Origin of the sequence: Brevibacillus sp. NSP2.1 (assembly GCF_000470975.2) — a bacterium.
In the GTDB taxonomy this organism is placed as follows: Bacteria; Bacillota; Bacilli; order Brevibacillales; family Brevibacillaceae; genus Brevibacillus; species Brevibacillus agri.
The window spans coordinates 1,454,000-1,471,360 of the sequence record NZ_CP048274.1 but is presented as its reverse complement, the minus strand read 5'-3'; the positions used below and the strand labels follow the sequence as shown (position 1 = coordinate 1,471,360).

18 protein-coding genes, 2 tRNA genes, 1 pseudogene and 1 riboswitch are annotated in these 17,361 nt (G+C 54.0%); of the genes and pseudogenes, 5 read left to right on the top strand and 16 right to left on the bottom strand.

Annotated elements, in window-relative coordinates; translation table 11 throughout:
• The first annotated feature begins 5 nt into the window (after positions 1 to 5).
• Positions 6 to 158: a hypothetical protein gene (locus M655_RS07235; protein WP_005831649.1), complete on the top strand. Its 153-nt coding sequence runs from the start codon at positions 6 to 8 to the stop codon at positions 156 to 158.
• Between the two features lie 67 nt (positions 159 to 225).
• On the opposite strand, the gene M655_RS07230 is transcribed toward M655_RS07235, so the two are convergent.
• The 6 genes from M655_RS07230 to M655_RS07205 form a co-directional block, all read right to left on the bottom strand.
• Entirely contained in the window at positions 226 to 750 is a 525-nt protein-coding gene (locus M655_RS07230) for a type 1 glutamine amidotransferase domain-containing protein (RefSeq protein ID WP_026557813.1), read from the bottom strand.
• A 651-nt stretch (positions 751 to 1,401) separates the two neighbouring features.
• Positions 1,402 to 1,484, bottom strand: a tRNA-Leu gene (locus tag M655_RS07225).
• Positions 1,485 to 1,500: 16 nt separating this feature from the next.
• Positions 1,501 to 1,577: transfer RNA gene (locus M655_RS07220), tRNA-Pro, on the bottom strand.
• A gap of 117 nt (positions 1,578 to 1,694) precedes the next feature.
• Positions 1,695 to 2,717: an anti sigma factor C-terminal domain-containing protein gene (locus M655_RS07215; protein ID WP_007786014.1), complete on the bottom strand. Its 1,023-nt coding sequence runs from the start codon at positions 2,715 to 2,717 to the stop codon at positions 1,695 to 1,697.
• The gene (locus tag M655_RS07210) at positions 2,707 to 3,231 is read right to left on the bottom strand and encodes an RNA polymerase sigma factor (RefSeq protein WP_026557812.1); all 525 of its coding nucleotides are present in this window, start codon (positions 3,229 to 3,231) and stop codon (positions 2,707 to 2,709) included. The genes M655_RS07215 and M655_RS07210 overlap by 11 nt, the downstream gene beginning before the upstream one ends.
• Positions 3,232 to 3,314: 83 nt before the next feature.
• Positions 3,315 to 3,827: a DL-endopeptidase inhibitor IseA family protein gene (locus tag M655_RS07205; RefSeq protein ID WP_005836623.1), complete on the bottom strand. Its 513-nt coding sequence runs from the start codon at positions 3,825 to 3,827 to the stop codon at positions 3,315 to 3,317.
• A 141-nt stretch (positions 3,828 to 3,968) separates the two neighbouring features.
• Here M655_RS07205 and M655_RS07200 point away from each other — a divergent pair, with 141 nt between their 5' ends.
• The 3 genes from M655_RS07200 (at position 3,969) to M655_RS07190 (ending at position 6,571) form a co-directional block, all read left to right on the top strand.
• Positions 3,969 to 4,199, top strand: a complete 231-nt coding sequence (locus M655_RS07200) for a hypothetical protein (RefSeq protein ID WP_007786017.1) — start codon at positions 3,969 to 3,971, stop codon at positions 4,197 to 4,199.
• Between the two features lie 191 nt (positions 4,200 to 4,390).
• A complete protein-coding gene (gene fosB, locus M655_RS07195; RefSeq protein WP_005836627.1) occupies positions 4,391 to 4,816 on the top strand; it encodes a metallothiol transferase FosB in 426 nt (141 codons plus the stop codon).
• A gap of 84 nt (positions 4,817 to 4,900) precedes the next feature.
• Complete coding sequence (locus M655_RS07190; RefSeq protein ID WP_051353932.1) at positions 4,901 to 6,571, top strand: protoglobin domain-containing protein; 1,671 nt, start codon at positions 4,901 to 4,903, stop codon at positions 6,569 to 6,571.
• On the opposite strand, the gene M655_RS07185 is transcribed toward M655_RS07190, so the two are convergent.
• The 4 genes from M655_RS07185 to rsgA all read right to left on the bottom strand — a co-directional run bounded on the left by M655_RS07185 (position 6,561) and on the right by rsgA (position 11,552).
• Positions 6,561 to 7,595: a chymotrypsin family serine protease gene (locus tag M655_RS07185; protein ID WP_051353931.1), complete on the bottom strand. Its 1,035-nt coding sequence runs from the start codon at positions 7,593 to 7,595 to the stop codon at positions 6,561 to 6,563. The two genes, M655_RS07190 and M655_RS07185, sit on opposite strands and share 11 nt — an antisense overlap.
• Positions 7,596 to 7,958: 363 nt before the next feature.
• Positions 7,959 to 9,266, bottom strand: a complete 1,308-nt coding sequence (locus tag M655_RS07180; RefSeq protein WP_005835584.1) for a nucleobase:cation symporter-2 family protein — start codon at positions 9,264 to 9,266, stop codon at positions 7,959 to 7,961.
• Positions 9,267 to 9,297: 31 nt separating this feature from the next.
• Positions 9,298 to 9,888, bottom strand: a complete 591-nt coding sequence (locus tag M655_RS07175; RefSeq protein ID WP_025844447.1) for a xanthine phosphoribosyltransferase — start codon at positions 9,886 to 9,888, stop codon at positions 9,298 to 9,300.
• 337 nt (positions 9,889 to 10,225) lie between these two features.
• Positions 10,226 to 10,327, bottom strand: a riboswitch (purine riboswitch).
• A 139-nt stretch (positions 10,328 to 10,466) separates the two neighbouring features.
• Positions 10,467 to 11,552, bottom strand: coding sequence for a ribosome small subunit-dependent GTPase A (gene rsgA, locus M655_RS07170; protein WP_007786029.1), 1,086 nt, complete (start codon positions 11,550 to 11,552; stop codon positions 10,467 to 10,469).
• 237 nt (positions 11,553 to 11,789) lie between these two features.
• Here rsgA and M655_RS07165 point away from each other — a divergent pair, with 237 nt between their 5' ends.
• The gene (locus M655_RS07165) at positions 11,790 to 11,942 is read left to right on the top strand and encodes a hypothetical protein (protein WP_155808555.1); all 153 of its coding nucleotides are present in this window, start codon (positions 11,790 to 11,792) and stop codon (positions 11,940 to 11,942) included.
• A gap of 501 nt (positions 11,943 to 12,443) precedes the next feature.
• Here M655_RS07165 and M655_RS07160 read toward each other — a convergent pair.
• The 6 genes and pseudogenes from M655_RS07160 to M655_RS07130 form a co-directional block, all read right to left on the bottom strand.
• A complete protein-coding gene (locus M655_RS07160) occupies positions 12,444 to 12,725 on the bottom strand; it encodes a WYL domain-containing protein (RefSeq protein ID WP_235694640.1) in 282 nt (93 codons plus the stop codon).
• A gap of 189 nt (positions 12,726 to 12,914) precedes the next feature.
• The gene (locus tag M655_RS07155) at positions 12,915 to 13,070 is read right to left on the bottom strand and encodes a hypothetical protein (protein ID WP_007786033.1); all 156 of its coding nucleotides are present in this window, start codon (positions 13,068 to 13,070) and stop codon (positions 12,915 to 12,917) included.
• Positions 13,071 to 13,322: 252 nt separating this feature from the next.
• A pseudogene (locus tag M655_RS07150) lies at positions 13,323 to 13,607 on the bottom strand (zinc ribbon domain-containing protein); the annotation flags it as partial.
• A 128-nt stretch (positions 13,608 to 13,735) separates the two neighbouring features.
• Positions 13,736 to 14,629: a class I adenylate-forming enzyme family protein gene (locus tag M655_RS07145; protein ID WP_286086030.1), complete on the bottom strand. Its 894-nt coding sequence runs from the start codon at positions 14,627 to 14,629 to the stop codon at positions 13,736 to 13,738.
• Between the two features lie 555 nt (positions 14,630 to 15,184).
• The gene (locus tag M655_RS07135; protein ID WP_026557811.1) at positions 15,185 to 16,426 is read right to left on the bottom strand and encodes an MFS transporter; all 1,242 of its coding nucleotides are present in this window, start codon (positions 16,424 to 16,426) and stop codon (positions 15,185 to 15,187) included.
• A 292-nt stretch (positions 16,427 to 16,718) separates the two neighbouring features.
• The gene (locus M655_RS07130; protein ID WP_025844452.1) at positions 16,719 to 17,351 is read right to left on the bottom strand and encodes a YcnI family copper-binding membrane protein; all 633 of its coding nucleotides are present in this window, start codon (positions 17,349 to 17,351) and stop codon (positions 16,719 to 16,721) included.
• Positions 17,352 to 17,361 lie beyond the last annotated feature (10 nt).

Here is a 17,361-nt window from a genome sequence, read left to right as displayed (position 1 = left end):
CCAGCATGATGAAATATTTGGGCTCGCTGCCCCCGTTTCTCACCTTTGGCGGCGCGCTGCTCGCTTTTTTGATCCCGTTTTTGTTTTACACGGCCAGCAACAAAATCCACGAGTGGGGGGACCCGCCCTGGAAGAACACCAAGAGGCCAAGCTCATAAAAAAAAGGCACGCCTGGCGTTTTGTCAACGAGCGTGCCTTTTTTTGTTGCAACTGCGCTGCTTGTCCTTAGTTTTCAGCCAACAAATCCGCGAAAGCCTTCGCGTACGCCGGCAAATCAGGCGGACGGCGGGAACCGACGATGTGCCCATCGACGACCACCTCTTCGTCGACCCACACTGCCCCTGCGTTCTCCATGTCATCCTTGATGCCAGGCGTAGAGGTCGTCTTCACTCCGGCCAAAATTTTTGCCGAGGCGAGCACCCAGCCCGCGTGGCAAATGTGGCCGATCGGCTTTTTCGCCTCGTGCATGGCACGGACAAACGAAAGCACCTCCGGATAGCGGCGAAGCTTGTCCGGCGCCCAGCCACCCGGCACGAGCACGCCGTCGTACTGCGCCGGATCAAGCTCGCTCAATGCCTTGTCCACCTCGCACGGCACGCCGTATTTTCCGATGTAGGCGTGTCCCGCCTGCGGCCCCGCAAAATGGACAGTCGCCCCTTCCTCGCGCAGCCTCAGCACCGGGTACCACAGCTCCAAATCTTCAAATTCGCTTTCTACAAAGCAGACTACACGTTTTCCCGCAAGTCTCACGATATCCGCCTCCTTTTTCTCTTTGCATAGAAGAAGCTTGTCTCAAATTCATAATAAAGAACAGCAGTGACATGGTTAAGCAAAGACTATTTCAAGTGCGCAAAGTCGTACTTAGTCAGTCGCAATCCCCTTTTTCCTGCAAAAGAATGTCTATTACATTCCCGCCAACAGGTCCATTCCATATATTCACTCTCCGTCAAATATTATCCTCAAGCGCTTCGTGCGTCAAAGATGAAAACATGCGAAAGAGCGAGAAAAACGAAGAAAACATTAATGTATTGAGGGAGGGATGATCTTGCTATATTTTTTGCTTTTTTTACACTGTTGTTTTTTGTGGGGGCAATGAAAAGTTTTTTTAGTTCTATTGAGTCATTAAAGAACTCTAATATTGCTCGATTTAATAAAGCAGCAAACACCTCTATAGTGTTTGGGGTTTTGTTTGTCCTCTTCCTGCTGGTTACAATAGCTTTTATCTATATGACACTTCAGTAGAAGATATATGGTTCCTAAAGTCAACTCTCATCGTTGACTTTTTCTTTGTCCATTTTCACTAATTTGTATCTCAAAGCGGCGCCCGAAAATGAAAAAAGTGAGAAACAGGATTTGCTCGCTGTTCCCCACCTTATAACAAAAACCATATGTATGGATTGCTGGTGCCGGTAGAGGGACTTGAACCCCCACGGTTTCCCTCACGATTTTGAGTCGCGCGCGTCTGCCAATTCCGCCATACCGGCCCGTTCGTGTGCATCATGGTCGGGAAGACAGGATTCGAACCTGCGACCCCTTGGTCCCAAGCCAAGTACTCTACCAAGCTGAGCTACTTCCCGATTTGCTCACACGACGTTGCTCCACTTTGTTCGACAAAATCTGCAAAGTGCCGCAACACTTACGTATTTTACAGGCAAGTCGTCCCAAAATCAAGACCGGATTTTAAAAAAATGTGGCTACCAGTTCCATACGGCAATCCTGCCCAACTGAAAGCGGTGCAGCTCAGGCTCGGCACGCAGCTTCTCCAACTCGCGAATCGGTCCTGTGACGACGGCGCCATAGACGGCGATTCCGTTTTCGCGCAAATAGGCGAGACGCTTGTCGTCATACACATCGAACTCATCAGGCGCATAGGACTGCATCCATTCCAAATCAGGAATGAGCTGATTGGTCGCCTCCTCCACCGATTCGGGCAAATCCATCGTCGTCTCGTAGCTCATGCTTCCTCCCTCGCTGTAGTGAACTGCCGGCCTCAGCACCAGGTGCGGGACGCGGATGGTACTGCCGCTTCGCGTATGCGTCGGCTGAAAGGTTTTCAGCTCGCCTCCGTACACGGCCATCTGCAGCACAGACAGATCGTACTTTTCCAGCAGCTTGAAGAGTTGCAGCGGCTCGTACGGCTGCAGCGTGGAAAACGCCATCTCCGCTACGTAGCCGTCCTCCATATGGGCGAGCTGCTCCCACAGCTCGTTCTGCTCCTCGCGCACTTCCAGAGGCTTTTTGCCGAGCAGCGACAGCGGCAGGGCAAAACGAAACGTTCCGTCCCGGTCGTCGAGCTGCTTTTGCTGATAGTGGATGTCGTACGCAAGCTTGCCCCAGAGCGGCTTTTTGACCGTCACCGTGCCGACGACCTCCTCCCACTTGCCAAGCTGCTTGTACAGGAGAAGCGTCGTCTCTTGCGTCAGCCAGGGAGACAGCGACACCGGCGTGTGCCCCGACTTGTTCACCTTCAAGCCCGGGTAATGCGTCTCGACCAAGGTCGCGGCGTAGCGGACCAGGTCGTCCTCCTTGCCCAGCTTCGCATAGCCGATCTGAATCACCAGCATGTAGAGCATGTACAAAAACCATATGGCGAGCAATACTTGCGCCATATTTCTCCACAGCGCAAACCGCGACCGCCAGATCAGGCGTCGCGCCCTTTTTTCGTCCCAGACTATCTCGGACACATCAAGCCTTTCGCGCAGCTTGTCATCCTCCATCGTCCATTCCTCCTTCCACTCGCTTCTCCCACTCGCGAAATTTTTTTCGCGCCCGGTGCAGCGTGACTTTTACCTGATCGAGGCTCATCGCAAGCGTATCCGCCAGCTCCTGATAGGAAAATTCCTCGATCTCGCGCAGGTAGAGGATCGTCCTCATCCGCTCGGGCAGTTGCTGCAAAATCCACTCTGCCCGCTGCTTGTCCTCTTTTTGGCGATACATCGTTTCCGGCTCATACGTGCGCGAGGACGCGCTGAACAGACGGCGGATGTTTTCCAGCATGCTTTTTTCCGACGTTTGTTTGCGCAGCCAGTCGATGTACAAATGCCGCGCCACTTTGTAGAGCCACGCCCGCGCCTGTCGGGCATCCTGAATCGAGAGGGAGAGCATGGCACGGTAAAACGTCTCCTGCAACAGCTCCTCGGCCACCTCGCGCGAACCGCACATCCGGTACAAATAGCGGTACAGCGGCTGCTGGTATTCGGCGAACCATTCGCTCCATAGTTGTGCCTTCATCTCCCACCTCCCTTTCATACAAACGAAGTCAGGCGCAAAATGTTACCACTTCTCTCCAAAAATTTGTTTTCCCTCCCCCACGCTCACCTTCGCCGAACCCTCCTTCTCACCCGCTTGCATCCCCGCACACAAGGCTTGCAACAGCCAGGCACTATCCGGAAAAGCTGTCCAGGCCGATTGAACGGATAGTCCAGCGGATGGCGGCCTACCACGATCCAGCGCCCATCCGGCTGCTTTTTCAACTGGTAGACAAGAAAAAAGCGGTCGCTCGGGTCAAATTGAAACCAGACAGCGAGCGTCACGCACCTCTCGCTTTTCTTCAAAATTTGTGATTTGACAATCGGCGCCGCACCGATTCCATCTCCTACCGGAACGGCCAGCCGTCCCTTGATCCGTCTCAGATCGAGGTTGCCGATCACGCGATTCGCGAGGCAAGGCGTCATGAACCGGGTCAAAAACCGGCGAATTTTGTTTTTCGAATTAAACCGCTTGGGCAAAATTCTGCCCCGTTCCCCGACTCGCCGCTGTGCCGAAAACACAATGGTCCAAAAAGCCTGCTCCGCCTGCCGGACAACCCCTACCCACTTTTTCTTCATCACCCATTCCTCCCCTCCTACAAAGGTATGCAGCCTGCGCTGCAAACGGTTGGGCACGTGCCTTTTCATACATAATCGCGGCCAAACGGGAGAAATTATGACGGTGTGCCAAACCAATCTTCTGCCCAAGGAGGAACTGACATGCCAACGCAAATCAACACTGATTCGCTGAAAAAAGCCGAAGTGGCGACCACTCTCGCGAAAAATATGATTACGCAAGCCATCGAGCAATCCGCTGCCAATCCGCAGCTCGCCGAGGAAGCGCTGAAACAGGCTTCGCAGGAAATTGCCCAGGCGCAAACAATGGTGTCGCAGGTTCAGTCCACGCTGCAAACACAGGGGCAAGCGCAGCAAGGCCAATCCCAGTCGTAAGCATACTGCTTCGCAAAAAGGCAAAACAGGCAGACCGGATGCTATCGGGCTGCCTGTTTTGCTGCCAATCAAGGGCTGCCTATTGCTCGTCGGCCCTGCTGTTCTGCCATGGCAAACAGTCGTCTCGCTGACGTACAATGATCTCATCACGATCAAGAAGGTACATTCAAAAAAGCGAAAGAGGCGATGTCATGCAGCCATTGACCGGAATCAACCATTTCCTGTTTTCTGTTTCCGACCTGGAGCGTTCTTTTTGTTTTTACCGCGATGTACTCGGCGCCAAGCCGCTCGTTCGAGGCAGAAAGCTGGCCTACTTCGACTGGAACGGCTATTGGCTGGCGTTGAACGAAGAGCGCGACATCCCCCGCAACGAAATTGCCCTGTCCTACACCCATATCGCCTTCTCCGTTGCCGAAGAAGCCTTTGCAGACTGGAAGCGCCATCTGGAGCAGCACGGTGTCCACATTCTCCCCGGCAGAGAGCGCGATGAGCGGGACAAGCGCTCCCTCTATTTCACAGACCCCGACGGGCACAAGTTCGAGCTGCACACAGGCAGCTTGCAGGATCGTCTCGCCTATTACCGGAAAGCAAAGCCGCATATGACGTTTTTCGATTGATAACGCTTTCGATCTTTTTCATGACTTACATAAACATTTCACAAATTCCCAGTAGTTCCACAGGTTCAGGAAAGCGATATTCAGATGACCGAGCAGTTGCGAGCAAAGGTGAACTTTTTGCAAATGAACAGCGAGGATCTCAAACGACTCGCACAAATCGAACCGCTCATTACCGAGCATCTCGATGCCATTACTGAGCGTCATTACCAGATGCTCGGCCACTATGCGAATTTGATGAAAATCATTGAAGCGAATACGACAGTGGGCCGTCTTGCAGGTTCTTTTCGCCATTACCTGCAATCGCTTCCCGACGCCCAACTGAACGAAGCCTATGTAGCAGGACGGGAAAAAATCGGGGAAGTCCACAGCAAAATCGGACTTGCCCCGGAATGGTACACCGGCTCTTACATGCGGCTGTACGAATTTTTGATTCCCGCCATCGTAGACACGTATGCCAGAAAGCCGGACGAGTTGTCCTCGACTTTGCTGGCTTTAATCAAGCTGCTCACTCTCGATTCCCAGATCGTTCTGGAAGCGTACCAGGAGGATAACGATTATAAAGTCATTGACCGGCTGGGGAATGTCCTGGAGCTGGTCATGCAAATCGACAAAATCAAGCATGTGCTGGATACTCTCGACACAACCACGATGGAGGCGGGTAATGTCAGACAGGCGGCCGAGCAATTGTCAGAATCGGTGCAAAAAGTGGCCCAATCCGCTGTCCAGGTAGCAGAAAATGCCTCTACGACCATGGAGCAGGCTACTGCGGGCCAACAAATCATTCAGACGTCGCTGACAAGCTTCCTGTCCATGGCGGAGGAATTTGCGGAGATGCAGACAAAAATCTCCTCCCTGATGAGTTCCATCGAAGCCGTCTCCCAGGTGGTGCAGGTGATCCGCAGCGTCGCCGATCAGACGAATCTGCTCGCCTTAAACGCGTCGATTGAAGCCGCTCGGGCAGGCGAGCACGGGCGAGGTTTTTCCATCGTCGCAGAAGAAGTGCGCAAGCTCGCCGAACAAACCAAGCAATCCGTGCAAAGCATCTCCGGCACGATGGAAGCCGTCCGGCAAGATGCCAATCAGGTGAAGGAAACAGCCGCGCTGCTCGGCGTCCACTTCACCGACAAAGCGACGCAAACACGCGAAGCTATCGAGCTGTTGGGAGAGATTGTGCAAAATGTCGAGCAAGTGGGGCATGCGACCGGACATATCGCTTCTTTGACAGAAGAACAGTCGGCCTCTACCGAAGATATTTACATGCGCATATCCCAGGTGGAGAGCAATATGGAGCAGATTTTCAACCACGTCTCCCACGCCGGAAAAAACATCTACGAAATCGGGGCAGGCATCAACAGCCTGCACAAAGGCAGCATCAGCCAGGTGGCCCGTCTAAAAACGAAGCACAGCCTGCGCATCGTCAAGACCGATCATCTCCTGTGGAAATGGTGGGTGTACAACTTCCTGCTCGGCTATCATACGATCGAGGAAAAGGATCTCGTCGACCATCACCGCTGCCGCCTGGGCGTCTGGTACGACGAAGCGAAACAAAACCAGGCGATCAGCTCGCTTGCTTCCTTCCGCCGACTGGCAGAGCCACACAAACGGTTTCACGAAGCTATCCGCCACATTTACACGCTCGCTTCCTCCGGCAAGCAAAAGGAAGCGGAGATGGCCTTTGCCGTCCTCGAAGCGCGTTCGGACGAAGTGCTCGCCTGTCTGGATGATCTCGCTTCCGAGCTGCAGGTCACTTCCTGACGTTTCGCCGTCTGCGGCGCTTGCCCCGTTTTCTGGACGGAGCCGTCGTTGGCTGCGCTACACGCACCCCAAAGGCGCGCATCGCCCTGTGGATCGGAAACGTGATCGACAGTCTGCCATCGGCGGAGCCTGCGAAGTTGACCGCGGCCGCGTAATTGTTTGCCGTCAGCCAGACCGAACCGGAGTCTCCCGGCAACGAAATCGGCGCCGCGCTTCTGATGACCGTCTGGTTGCGGAAGCGGATCGTTCCCAGACCGCCGTAGTCGCCGTAATCGACGTTGATGTCCGTGTGGGTGGATTCCACGATGCCACTGACAAAGCCTGTCGAGCGGCCGACCTTTTTCAAGCGGCTCCCGATAGCGTAAGAGTGGACGTAGCCCGGAACGGTGCCGATTTTCGCATAGCGCGGAGCGAGCAGGTCGTTCGAAGTGGGAATGCTCAGTGCCGCATCCATCTCATTCACTGCATTTTTCCGCAGCCGGACGAAGCGGTACAGTTGTCCAATCCGATCGCGCCCGGAACGCCCGCCATCCGCCCCTCCCGGCTGGATCGTCTCGGAATAGCCGCCCGAGTTGTTCCGGTTCAAAACGTGGTTGTTGCTCAGCAAAAAACGCTGGGCGCGGCGGATCGCTCCTGTCACGATCAAGCCCGCAGTCCCCGAAGCCCCGGGATATCCGACGCTTGCGCCCGCTATCACCGGACGGATTCTCCGGCGATAGTTGGCAGTCGAGCGCAGCTTTTGATGGCTAGTGCATCTGCCGGAGGTAACCGTCCGCACGGGAACCGCGATGTGCGACGTAATTCTCGGACTTTTCCCGCCCTTTTTCCGTTTGACGGCGACACAGCTCGGGCAGCCTTTTTTCACCGCCGCGCTCGCGTCCAGCGTGTACAGTACGACGCAAGCTCCTTTTTTGCTGTTCTTGCCGTTTACATATCCGACGCCGATCCCCATGACACCAGGCATCCGCTTCCACCTCTTCACCAGGTGATTCTTGGCTCTCAACGCTTCTCGAAAGGTAGCCATACACTCATCTGTCCTTCCCAAGTGATTTCGTACATAGCCATCCTATGTCCGACTTGGCCAAGACCGTTGGACGCTTGCCAACCTCGCGAGAGCCTTTTTTATGAGCTGGCTAGTGGATGCGTTGCTGCCTTGCTGCTGCCTTGCTGCTGCCTTGCTGCTGCCTTGCTATCCTGCTTTCCCCGCCTCCCATTTCCACAAAACCTCACTTCCCCGACAAACATGTCCCATGCGACCTGCCCCTTCTCGTTCGGTTGCAATTTTTCGGATGCCATCGTCACTTTGTAGAAGCGAAAAAACCGCCATCCTCTGCACGCAAGCGAGAGAATGGCGGTTCATGTATGAGTGAAGCTTTGGTTAAGCCGATCAGGACGCTTCCGAGATCGTGCTTGGCACGGCAGCCTGGTTGACTTTTTTATTCGTATGCACCAGCAAAATGTTCAACACAACCGCTGTCAGCGAGCCTGTCACGATACCGTTTTGCAGCATCATTTTCACCATGGTCGGCAGTTGGTCAAACATGCTCGGCACAGCGGCGGAGCCGAGGCCGACCGCGATACTGCAAGCGGCGATCAGCAGATTTTCATTTTGGCGAAGATCTACGTGCGACAAAATGTTGATTCCGGATGCGACTACCATCCCGAACATCGCGATCATCGCGCCGCCCAATACGGCATTGGGGACGACCGTCGTCAGCGCAGCCAGCTTTGGCAAAAGCCCCAGCACAACCAGCAATCCGCCAGCCCCGATCATGACGTCGCGGGTTTTGATCCCTGTCAAGGAAACGAGCCCTACGTTTTGCGAGAAGGCAGTGTATGGGAACGCGTTGAAAATGCCGCCCAGAACAATCGCGATTCCTTCGCCGCGCAAGCCTTTGACGACGTCCTTGTCCGTTACTTTCGTCTCGGTTACTTTTCCGAGCGCAAAATAAACGCCAGTCGACTCTGCCATACTAATGATGTTGACCAAGATCATCGTCACAATCGCCACAATCGAAAATTGCGGCGCGCCGAAGTAAAACGGCTCGACTACGCTGAACCAGGACGCTTCCGCCACGCTGGCGAAGCTGACCATGCCCATCATGTACGCGACGACTGTCCCGACGACAAGGCCGAGCAAGACGGAAATCGCGCGAATAAATCCGGTAAAGAAGCGATTAATAAACAAAATAATAGCCAATGTTCCGAGCGCGAGCAGCAGGTTGCGCGGAGAGCCGAAGTCCGGCATGCCTTGTCCACCGGCGGCGTTGTTCATCGCCACAGGAATGAGCGACAGACCGATAATGGTCACGACAGAGCCTTGCACCACGGTCGGGAAAAACCGCAGCAGCTTGCCAAATAACGGAGCAGCCAAGACGACGAACAGACCGGAGACGATTATCGCTCCGTAAGCCGTGGCCAGATTGCTCGTGGAGGCAATCGCGATAATCGGACCTACGGCAGTAAACGTACAGCCAAGCACAACCGGGAGACGAATCCCTGTGTAGCGCGTCCCGATGACTTGCAGCAACGTAGCGATCCCGCACGTGAACAAATCGGCGGCGATCAAGTAAGCAATCTGCGCAGGAGTCAGGTTCAGGGCCCCGCCAATGATAAGCGGTACGACGACAGCACCCGCATACATCGCAAGTACGTGCTGCAGACCTAAGGTAACTATCTTCTGTTTGGATAGCATGAGGTATTCTACTCTCCTCTAGTAATAGGATTTAGACACGGACAGTTTCCGCTTGAATGAACTGAATGCCCTCTGGAGACATGGACGCGATGCGCGCCAAAGACTCAATGCGGACCCCCGCTTGCTCCAGCAATCCACGGCCTTCCTGGAAGCTTTTCTCGATCACGGCTCCGATGCCGACCAGGTGAGCGTTGGCGTCTTTAATAATCTGGGTCAACCCGATCAGCGCAGCCCCGGTCGCGAGAAAATCGTCCACGATCAGCACGCGGTCATCCGGCGACAAATACTGCTTGGACACGCTGATCTGATACGTTTCCTGGCGGGTGAAGGAGTGGACAGGAGCCGAGTACACCTCTTCTGTCAGCGTCACTGCCTTTTTCTTTTTCGCGTACACAAAAGGCACACCCAAAGCGAACGACGTCGCCAGCGCAAAATGAATGCCGCTCGCCTCGATCGTCAAGACTTTCGTAATTTTCTCGTCGGCAAAAAGCTGGGCGAAACGCTCGCCGATCTTCATCGTCAATTGGGGGTCTACCTGATGGTTCAAAAACGCATCCACCTTCAACACGGATGCGGACAGCACCTTGCCGTCTTGTACGATGCGTTCTTGCAATTCTTTCATGTTTTCTTCCTCCTCCATCAACTCTAGCGTGCCAGCAAACGACGCTAGTCCAACCAAATGAGAACACTTCGCTTCGCCGAGTTGTTCGGGCGAACGGCGCTTGTCCTTTTTGTCGATATCCATTTTTCTGGATTCCATCGACGAAAAAAAATAAAGCCCCGAACGGACAGGTCACAGGCAGGCTCAGGTGATAAAACCAACGCCAAGTGAAACTGTCCCTCGGGGCTTTTCTCCCTCAGGTATAACACGCCACAAAAAAAGCGTGTCAGCGTCCTTTCGACCAGACGACCCACTTTCTCCTGTCACATGGAACAGGAAACAGCGATAAGCGCAGTCGATGGAACGCGATTTCACTCGTAGTCAGGTGATTTACGGTCACCCGGTAGAAACTGTTGGGCCTTATTCCCAAAATTATACGAGCACTTCGTATGCGGTTTATCCAGCACGATTGCTGGGTCTTGCCCCAATCTATCACAACTGGCTTGCTGGAATCAAGCGTAAATTTCTGAAAGTCGAGCCGCGCGCTTGCCCTGTCTCCAAACGAAAAGAGCCCCCGGTTGTCCGAGGACTCTTGCGTTTTATCGCTTCGGCTTTTTGCTTCGCGCTTGCATGGTGATTTTTTTCCACTTGTCCTTCTCTGCTGCTGCCAGCCTTGCATCTTCCTTGCGAGCCAGATGGGCCAGTTCGCGCTGAAGCTTCAAATAGCTGTCGAAGCGAGCTTTTTCCAGCGAACCGTCCTCAATCGCCGCCCGAACGGCGCACCCTGGCTCCCGCCCGTGCTGGCAATCGTTGAATCGACACGTTTCCGCCAGTTGCTCGATATCGTCAAATGCTCCGCGGAACCCCTCATCCGCTTCCCATAGCTGCAGCTCGCGCATGCCCGGTGTGTCGATCATGAGAGCGCCGTCCGGAAGCTGGAACAGCTCGCGGTGAGTAGTCGTATGGCGGCCGCGATCGTCTCCCTCGCGCACTTTGTTTACTTTTTGCTGCTCTGCTCCGCTCAGCTTGTTGATTAAGGTAGACTTGCCGACACCAGAGGACCCCATGAGCGCCACTGTCTGGCCACACCCCAGGTACGGGGCAAGCTGTTCCAGCCCTTCTCCCCGCTCTGCGCTGACTACGTGCACAGGCACGCCAATCGCGACGCTTTCTACGTCCGCGATGCGCTGCTCCAGATCGTCGCACAAGTCGGCTTTTGAAAGCACGATCACCGGATTGGCTCCGCTTTCCCAGGCGAGGATGAGATAGCGCTCCATCCTGCGTATATTAAAATCGTTGTTTAAGGCATTCACTAAAAATACGGTATCGACGTTGGCAGCCACGATCTGCTCTTCGACGCTGTCTCCCGCAGCTTTGCGGGAAAACTTGCTCTTGCGCGGCAGCACTGCATGAATCGAGGCTTTCTTTTCCTCGGGACGCGCCGTGATGACGACCCAGTCTCCTACCGCCGGATAATCCTCGCGGCCAGTCGCCTCATAGCGCAACTTGCCCGTGACTTCGCCCAAAAGCTCGCCGTGCTCGCTCAACAGACGATAAATGCGTTTATGTTCCAGCGTGATTCTGCCCACGCTGTAGCCTTGCTCGGCATAAGGGGCGAACAGATTGGCAAAATGCTCATTCCAGCCCAAAGTTTGCAAAACAGATTGATTGGTTGTGTGATTCAAAACGGATTCCCCCTGCAAATGGTTGTATGATTGGCCCTACGCCAAAACCAGTCGCAGTCGAATCCTCATTTTTTTGAACGGTGCTACTGTTCGCTTGAAAGGAGGATTCCTGCGACGGACGTTCCTACACTCTGTACGAATTTGATGTTTGCCATAATACATCTCTCCTTTTTCAAGCCCGCACCATTCATGGTTTGGAATCAACTTTTTCCCAATCATTGTAACACATCAGGAGGCATGGAAAAAGCCTCAGTCTCCACCTCCACCGCCGCCTCCGCCTCCGCTGTCTCCACCGCCACTGTCGTGGCTGCATCCATATCCATCCGAGTCGTGGTGGCGATGATGGTGATGATGGCCGCTGTCCACATAAAAGGCTCCGCCACTGTCTGAGGACGACGAATACGAGCGTCTCCTTCCGCTCTTTGCGACGGCTCTGATCGAAAAGAGAGTCACTGCGATTACGAGAAAAACGACGATGAGAATAACGTACTCCATCAGCGTCCACGCCCTCTCCGCCCCTAAGGGGAATACTGTGTTCACTTTCATTATACCACAAGCTGGCTAACACTTTTGGAACAGGATGGGTGAAAAGGATAGCGTTGGTGGGGAGGGGAGCTGACTGCCTCGGGGTCGGGGTGTCAGAGGGGCAGGTTTTCTGGCTGTCTGGCTGTTCGGTTGCACGGCTTTCCGGCTTTCCGGCTTCACGGCTTTCCAACTGTCCGGCTGCACGACTTTCCGACTGTCCAACTGCACGGCTTTCCGACTCCCCGGCCGTTATGGCTTCCGCTTCCGGCCGCCCGACTTTCCGACTTCCTGACTGTCCAGCCATCTAACCATTTGGCTGACTTCCCTGCCCTTCCTGACCCTCGCGACCTCCCGTGACCTGCCACCTCACCCCACAAACTGCCCGGCAACTGGCGCGAGCGCCAAAATGCCGGCAATCGCGAACACCCGACAAGCCTTTCTCGTATAGCAATACGCCTTGAGCTGCCCCTTATCCTCATCCAGCAAAAGAATCCGGATGATTCGCCTGCTCGTCTGGCCCCGCTTGTTCAAATAAATGATCTCAACCGCTTGCTGTCTGTCTCTGTACTTTTTCAAATCCGCCAACACCAAAGCTGTCACCGCCTCATGAAAAGACATGATTGATTGGACGCGCAGCCGTCGCCCCATGCCTAGCTGCTGTTGAAAACATCCTAACACAAGAGAACGCATGTTCGCAAATTGGTTTTTTTCCCTGCTTGCTACCGGGATCGTTATGGCTGCGTCCTCTTCGGCTCGCGACAATTGGATGAGCCTCTTTTCAAAAGAGACGGTGCGGTATTGCACAAAAAAGCCCGGCCACCTTTAGTGGCCAGGCTGCTATTTCACTTTTTCCTTCGAATTTAGAATCAACTTTTTTAACAACGCATCGCTTTCTTTACGTTCAGCCTCGGTTACAGACGGTATGGCAAGGATACCTTTTGCGACATCTTCAAGCTTCTCCATTCGAAGATCGATTAAAAACTTGTTTCCCATATTGCCATCCTCCTATCCAAAGCCTGAACCAATTCAAAAGCTGACGGCGGCGGTATTACAATTCTGTGACCGATACTCTGTGCACGTAAAGATTGAACTTGAGACTCCCACGGCTAAAGCCGCAAGCCTTCCACCTTGCGGTGTACGGGTGGGATTCTTGAATGACTAAACGTTCGCAGTCCATTTCTGTTTTGAACAGCCTTCAAGATGAGGACATCTCATTGCCCCTCCTAAGACAGTGCATATAGCATCTTAGGCTGATTGACTGTTACCATCAATCACAGGTGCATATCGAATGTTCATAGCACCGACTAAATCACGATGTTTTTCGAATCCACATTTGCATTTATACTTACGGTCTTGTGCCTTATTCTTCTCAGAGCATTTAGGGCATGTCTGACTTGTGTATGCAGGATTCACATGCTCAACTCTAATACCAACTAAATTCGCTTTATATTCAATGAACTGACACAGGCGATAAAATGACCAAGTATGCAGATTCTTTTCGTTTTTACGGCTTGTTCTTGCCATCTTTTGATAGGGGTGAATGGCCGGAAGCGGCGAAAATCGCTTTCACCAGCGCCATGTGGTTTTGGCATAGAAAGCCGACCTTTTTGCCGCGGACAAGTCCGTATTTCTCTCTGCATGCGGATGTGTCGTTGTCTTTATACAAGCTGCTTCCGGTCGGGCTTGCCCAGGTCGGTGTAGGCGATGCTGTCAACGAACACAATCTCTTTTGGCAACTGATACCTGGCGACTCGCGGGCGCAGCCAGTCCAGCACAGCTTCCTCGGTCAGCCCGGCATAGCTCGCAGGCTGCACGAACGCTTTCAGCCTTTGCCCAAACGCTTCGTCGGGAATGCCCACCACAGCCGCGTCCTCTACGCCCGGATGCTCGGCCAAAATGCGCTCCAGCTCGATCGGATACACATTTTCTCCGCCGGATACGACCATGTCGTCTGTCCTTCCGCATAAAAAATAATACCCGCGCTCATCCCGATAGCCCAGATCCCCTGTCTCGACCCATCCGGTCCGGGTGGAAAAAAGCGCTCCCCGCCTTCGCACGCAAAGCTGCCCGATCTCGCCTGCCGCGAGCTTTTGCCTGTCCCTTCCCCGGACGTGCAAGCCGACACCGCCGATTTTTTTGCCGATGGTGTGCGGTGCGGACGCCAGGTCTTGCGGAGTTGCGACGGCACAAAGGCCCGCTTCGGAAGTTCCGTACAGGTTGAACAAGACCGCTCCCAATTGGCCGGACACTTCGGCGGCAAGTGCGGGCGTTAGCGGCGCGCCGCCAGAAGCGATGCAAGCGAGAGACTGCAAGGCGCTCGCGTTGTGCCGCAGCATTTTTCTCAGCATGAGCGGAACGACCGTCACGGCGTCGACCTTGTGCTTTTCGATCAGCGCACAGGCGTTGGCGGCGTCGAAGCCGGGCGTTATCACGACTTTTTTGCCCAGCGCAAGGAACAAGAGCAAGATCGCCAGCCCGTATCCGTGGCAGATGGGCGTAGCCACATAGGCAGTATGGCAGCCCAGCAGCCGAAGCCGCGTCAGCAGCGCCAAGCGTTGTTCTAGATCTGCTTGCAGAAAAATCTTTGTTCTGTACCGAGGGCAGAACACAAAATGGTAGTTTAATAATGAAAGGGTTGTGCTTGTTCTTCTGTATTCGTTCATACACCTATTGTATCAGTTTTCTTTATATACTACAACATATGAACAACAAAAAAGAGTGGAATTTTCAAATACTTGAAGTACCACAAACCTTCGATTTATTCGTGGTACTCCGTATTTGACCTCACTCTCATCCCGCCCCTAAAGGGGGTGCTATCGCACCGTAGCGGGCTTTCTCGTTCGGAAAATCTGTAATGTTCAATGAGATTCGTCTTTGCAAAAAATGCTACCCAGCCACCGAATCCTAAATCAAAACTTTTTTTGCACGCAATGGCAAAAAGATGAGGGCCAACACCAACAAACTCTTTTTTTGCGCTACCTATGTTCCATAGGGCGCTTTCTGCCACATATACATCTACCCACAGTTCGTTTGGCTCCAAGGATATTAAACCTTGAACCGTAAGCTTATATACATCGCGCGAACTACTCTGAAACTCTTTGCGCCAGTTAACGCCTGCGCAGCACCCGCCCGAACACCGCCAGGATTGGCAGCAGTAGCAGCGCCGCCGTCAGCAAGGATGCGCGGATCGACAGGCGGTTTCCGATCCAGCCGACTGCTGGTCCTCCTGCCGTCTGTCCAAACGCGTTGGACTGGCTCATCATCGACAGGACGGTCGCCCGCACGCTGCTTTCGATGTTCAGGTTCAGCCACGTGTCGTACAGCGGGTTGATAAGTGACTCGATGGCTCCGATCAGCAGCAAGGTGGCCAGCGCCCAGCCAAAATCAGGAGCCATGGCGAAGGAGATCAACGCCGCAATTTTCAGCGCGGTCAAAACGAACATGCCGACAATGACGACACGCCCGTTGTTGACATCCAGCCGCTTCTCGGCAAAGCTGACCGCGAACAGCCCGAGCAGGCTCGACAGGGCGGCAATGATGCCGAACCACATCGCCATCGAAATGTCCGCAAGCTGCGGGAAGCCAATCTCGGAAATCAAGTGCGCTTCCCGCAGGCGGTCGTATCCCTCGGAAGCTGCGCCCGTAAACAGCGTCACAAGCAAAATCAACAGCAAGATCGGCTGCCTGCGAATGACGTGTGCGCCAGACAGCCACGTCTGGGCCATTTCCCGCCAGTGGGAAGCGCCTCGCTCGCGCTCCCTGGGCGTAAAGCCCGTCTCCTGCATGAACAGGATCAAAAACACGCCAAGCCCCAAATAGATCAAGCCCCCGACCAGATAGGGCAAGTTTGGAGCCAGCGTGGACAGCCAAACGCTCAGCCCGATTCCGAGCATATTCGCCAGCAAAGAGTAGCGCTTCGCCCGCATGAAGATGCTCCCGAGCTTTTCTTCCCCCACCTCGTCCGCAATCCAGGCCGTATCGGCCCCGCTGACGAACGTGTCTCCCACGCCGAAAAACACTTGGGCAACCAACACCCACATAAACGCGGAGACAAACGGCAAAACACCATCAATGGCAGGCAAAATACCTTGCAGAACAAAAGCCGTCCCCAGCAAAAACATCCCGATAATGACAGACAGACGGCGGCTGTACGTATCCGCCACCACGCCCGTCACGCCCTCGAACAAGAGCACGGACAGCTCCAGCACCATGCCGACCAGCAAAAGCTCAAACGGATTCAGTCCCAGCGCCGCAATGTAGTAGAGCGCGTAGGTCGTAAACATCGTCGCGTTGGCGAGCGACGTCGCAAATCGTTTCGTCATATATACATGCGTTGCATTCATAACCATGGAAACAGTCTCCACCTCTTTGGGCAGATGACACGTTCCGTCTTTCCAGCCGTGATGCCGCTAGATTACTGCTCGTTATCGCGGAGAAAATCCGCACGTGCCACACTGCCACTCGTATTGTTTTCCTACTCTTGTGTTCGCTTGCGCCAATTTGATTGTGATTGACATTATTTAACACCTCCGAAAGTAATTAGCCTTCATTATAAAGTGATTCCGGAAAAATAGGTAGAGAAAAAATGAAAAATGCCGTGCAGCATATCGACTAGCTGCACGGCATTTCCGCCGTTTGGTTTTACGCTTTTTTTCTAAACAGGCTCACAATGGAGAGCAGAAGCGCCAGTCCGGAGAGCACCAGTGGCAATGTGTTGCTGCCGCCTGCACTTGCCGCCGCCTGATCTTGGGCTGGGCTTGCCGCCGGTGCAGCAGCGTCGTGCCCGTGATCGTGTCCGGCTTCCCCAACGCCCGCTTTCACTGTAGTCACGGACGCAGGCGTCTTGGAATCCTTGTCTCCGGTCCACTCCACTACTTCGCCATCCGCGTAAGTCTGATACGCTTTCCATGCGAGTGCACCTTCCTCTTTCGGGTTCGCGCCCACGAAAGCGAACTCCATGAACTCATGCGCCTTGATGCCGCCGTCTGTCGCGGTCCAGACGAGTGCTGTGTTCACGCCGTCCTTGTCTTTTTCAAACTCGTAGCTCCAGCCCGGAACTGGCTGTACGGTGTTCACTTTCACTCCAGCCGGAAATTCCAGCTTCACTTTTACTGTGTTGACGTCCTTTTCCACAGGTACGCGAACGGTATATTTTTCATAAGAGCCGGTAGTGGTTTCTTTCGGATAGACGTTGACGTGCGCTTGCGCCGCAGTCGCGAGCGTCAAAACTGCTCCTGCCACCAATACACTGCTCAGCCATTTTTTCATCTTCATGCAAAAAAAC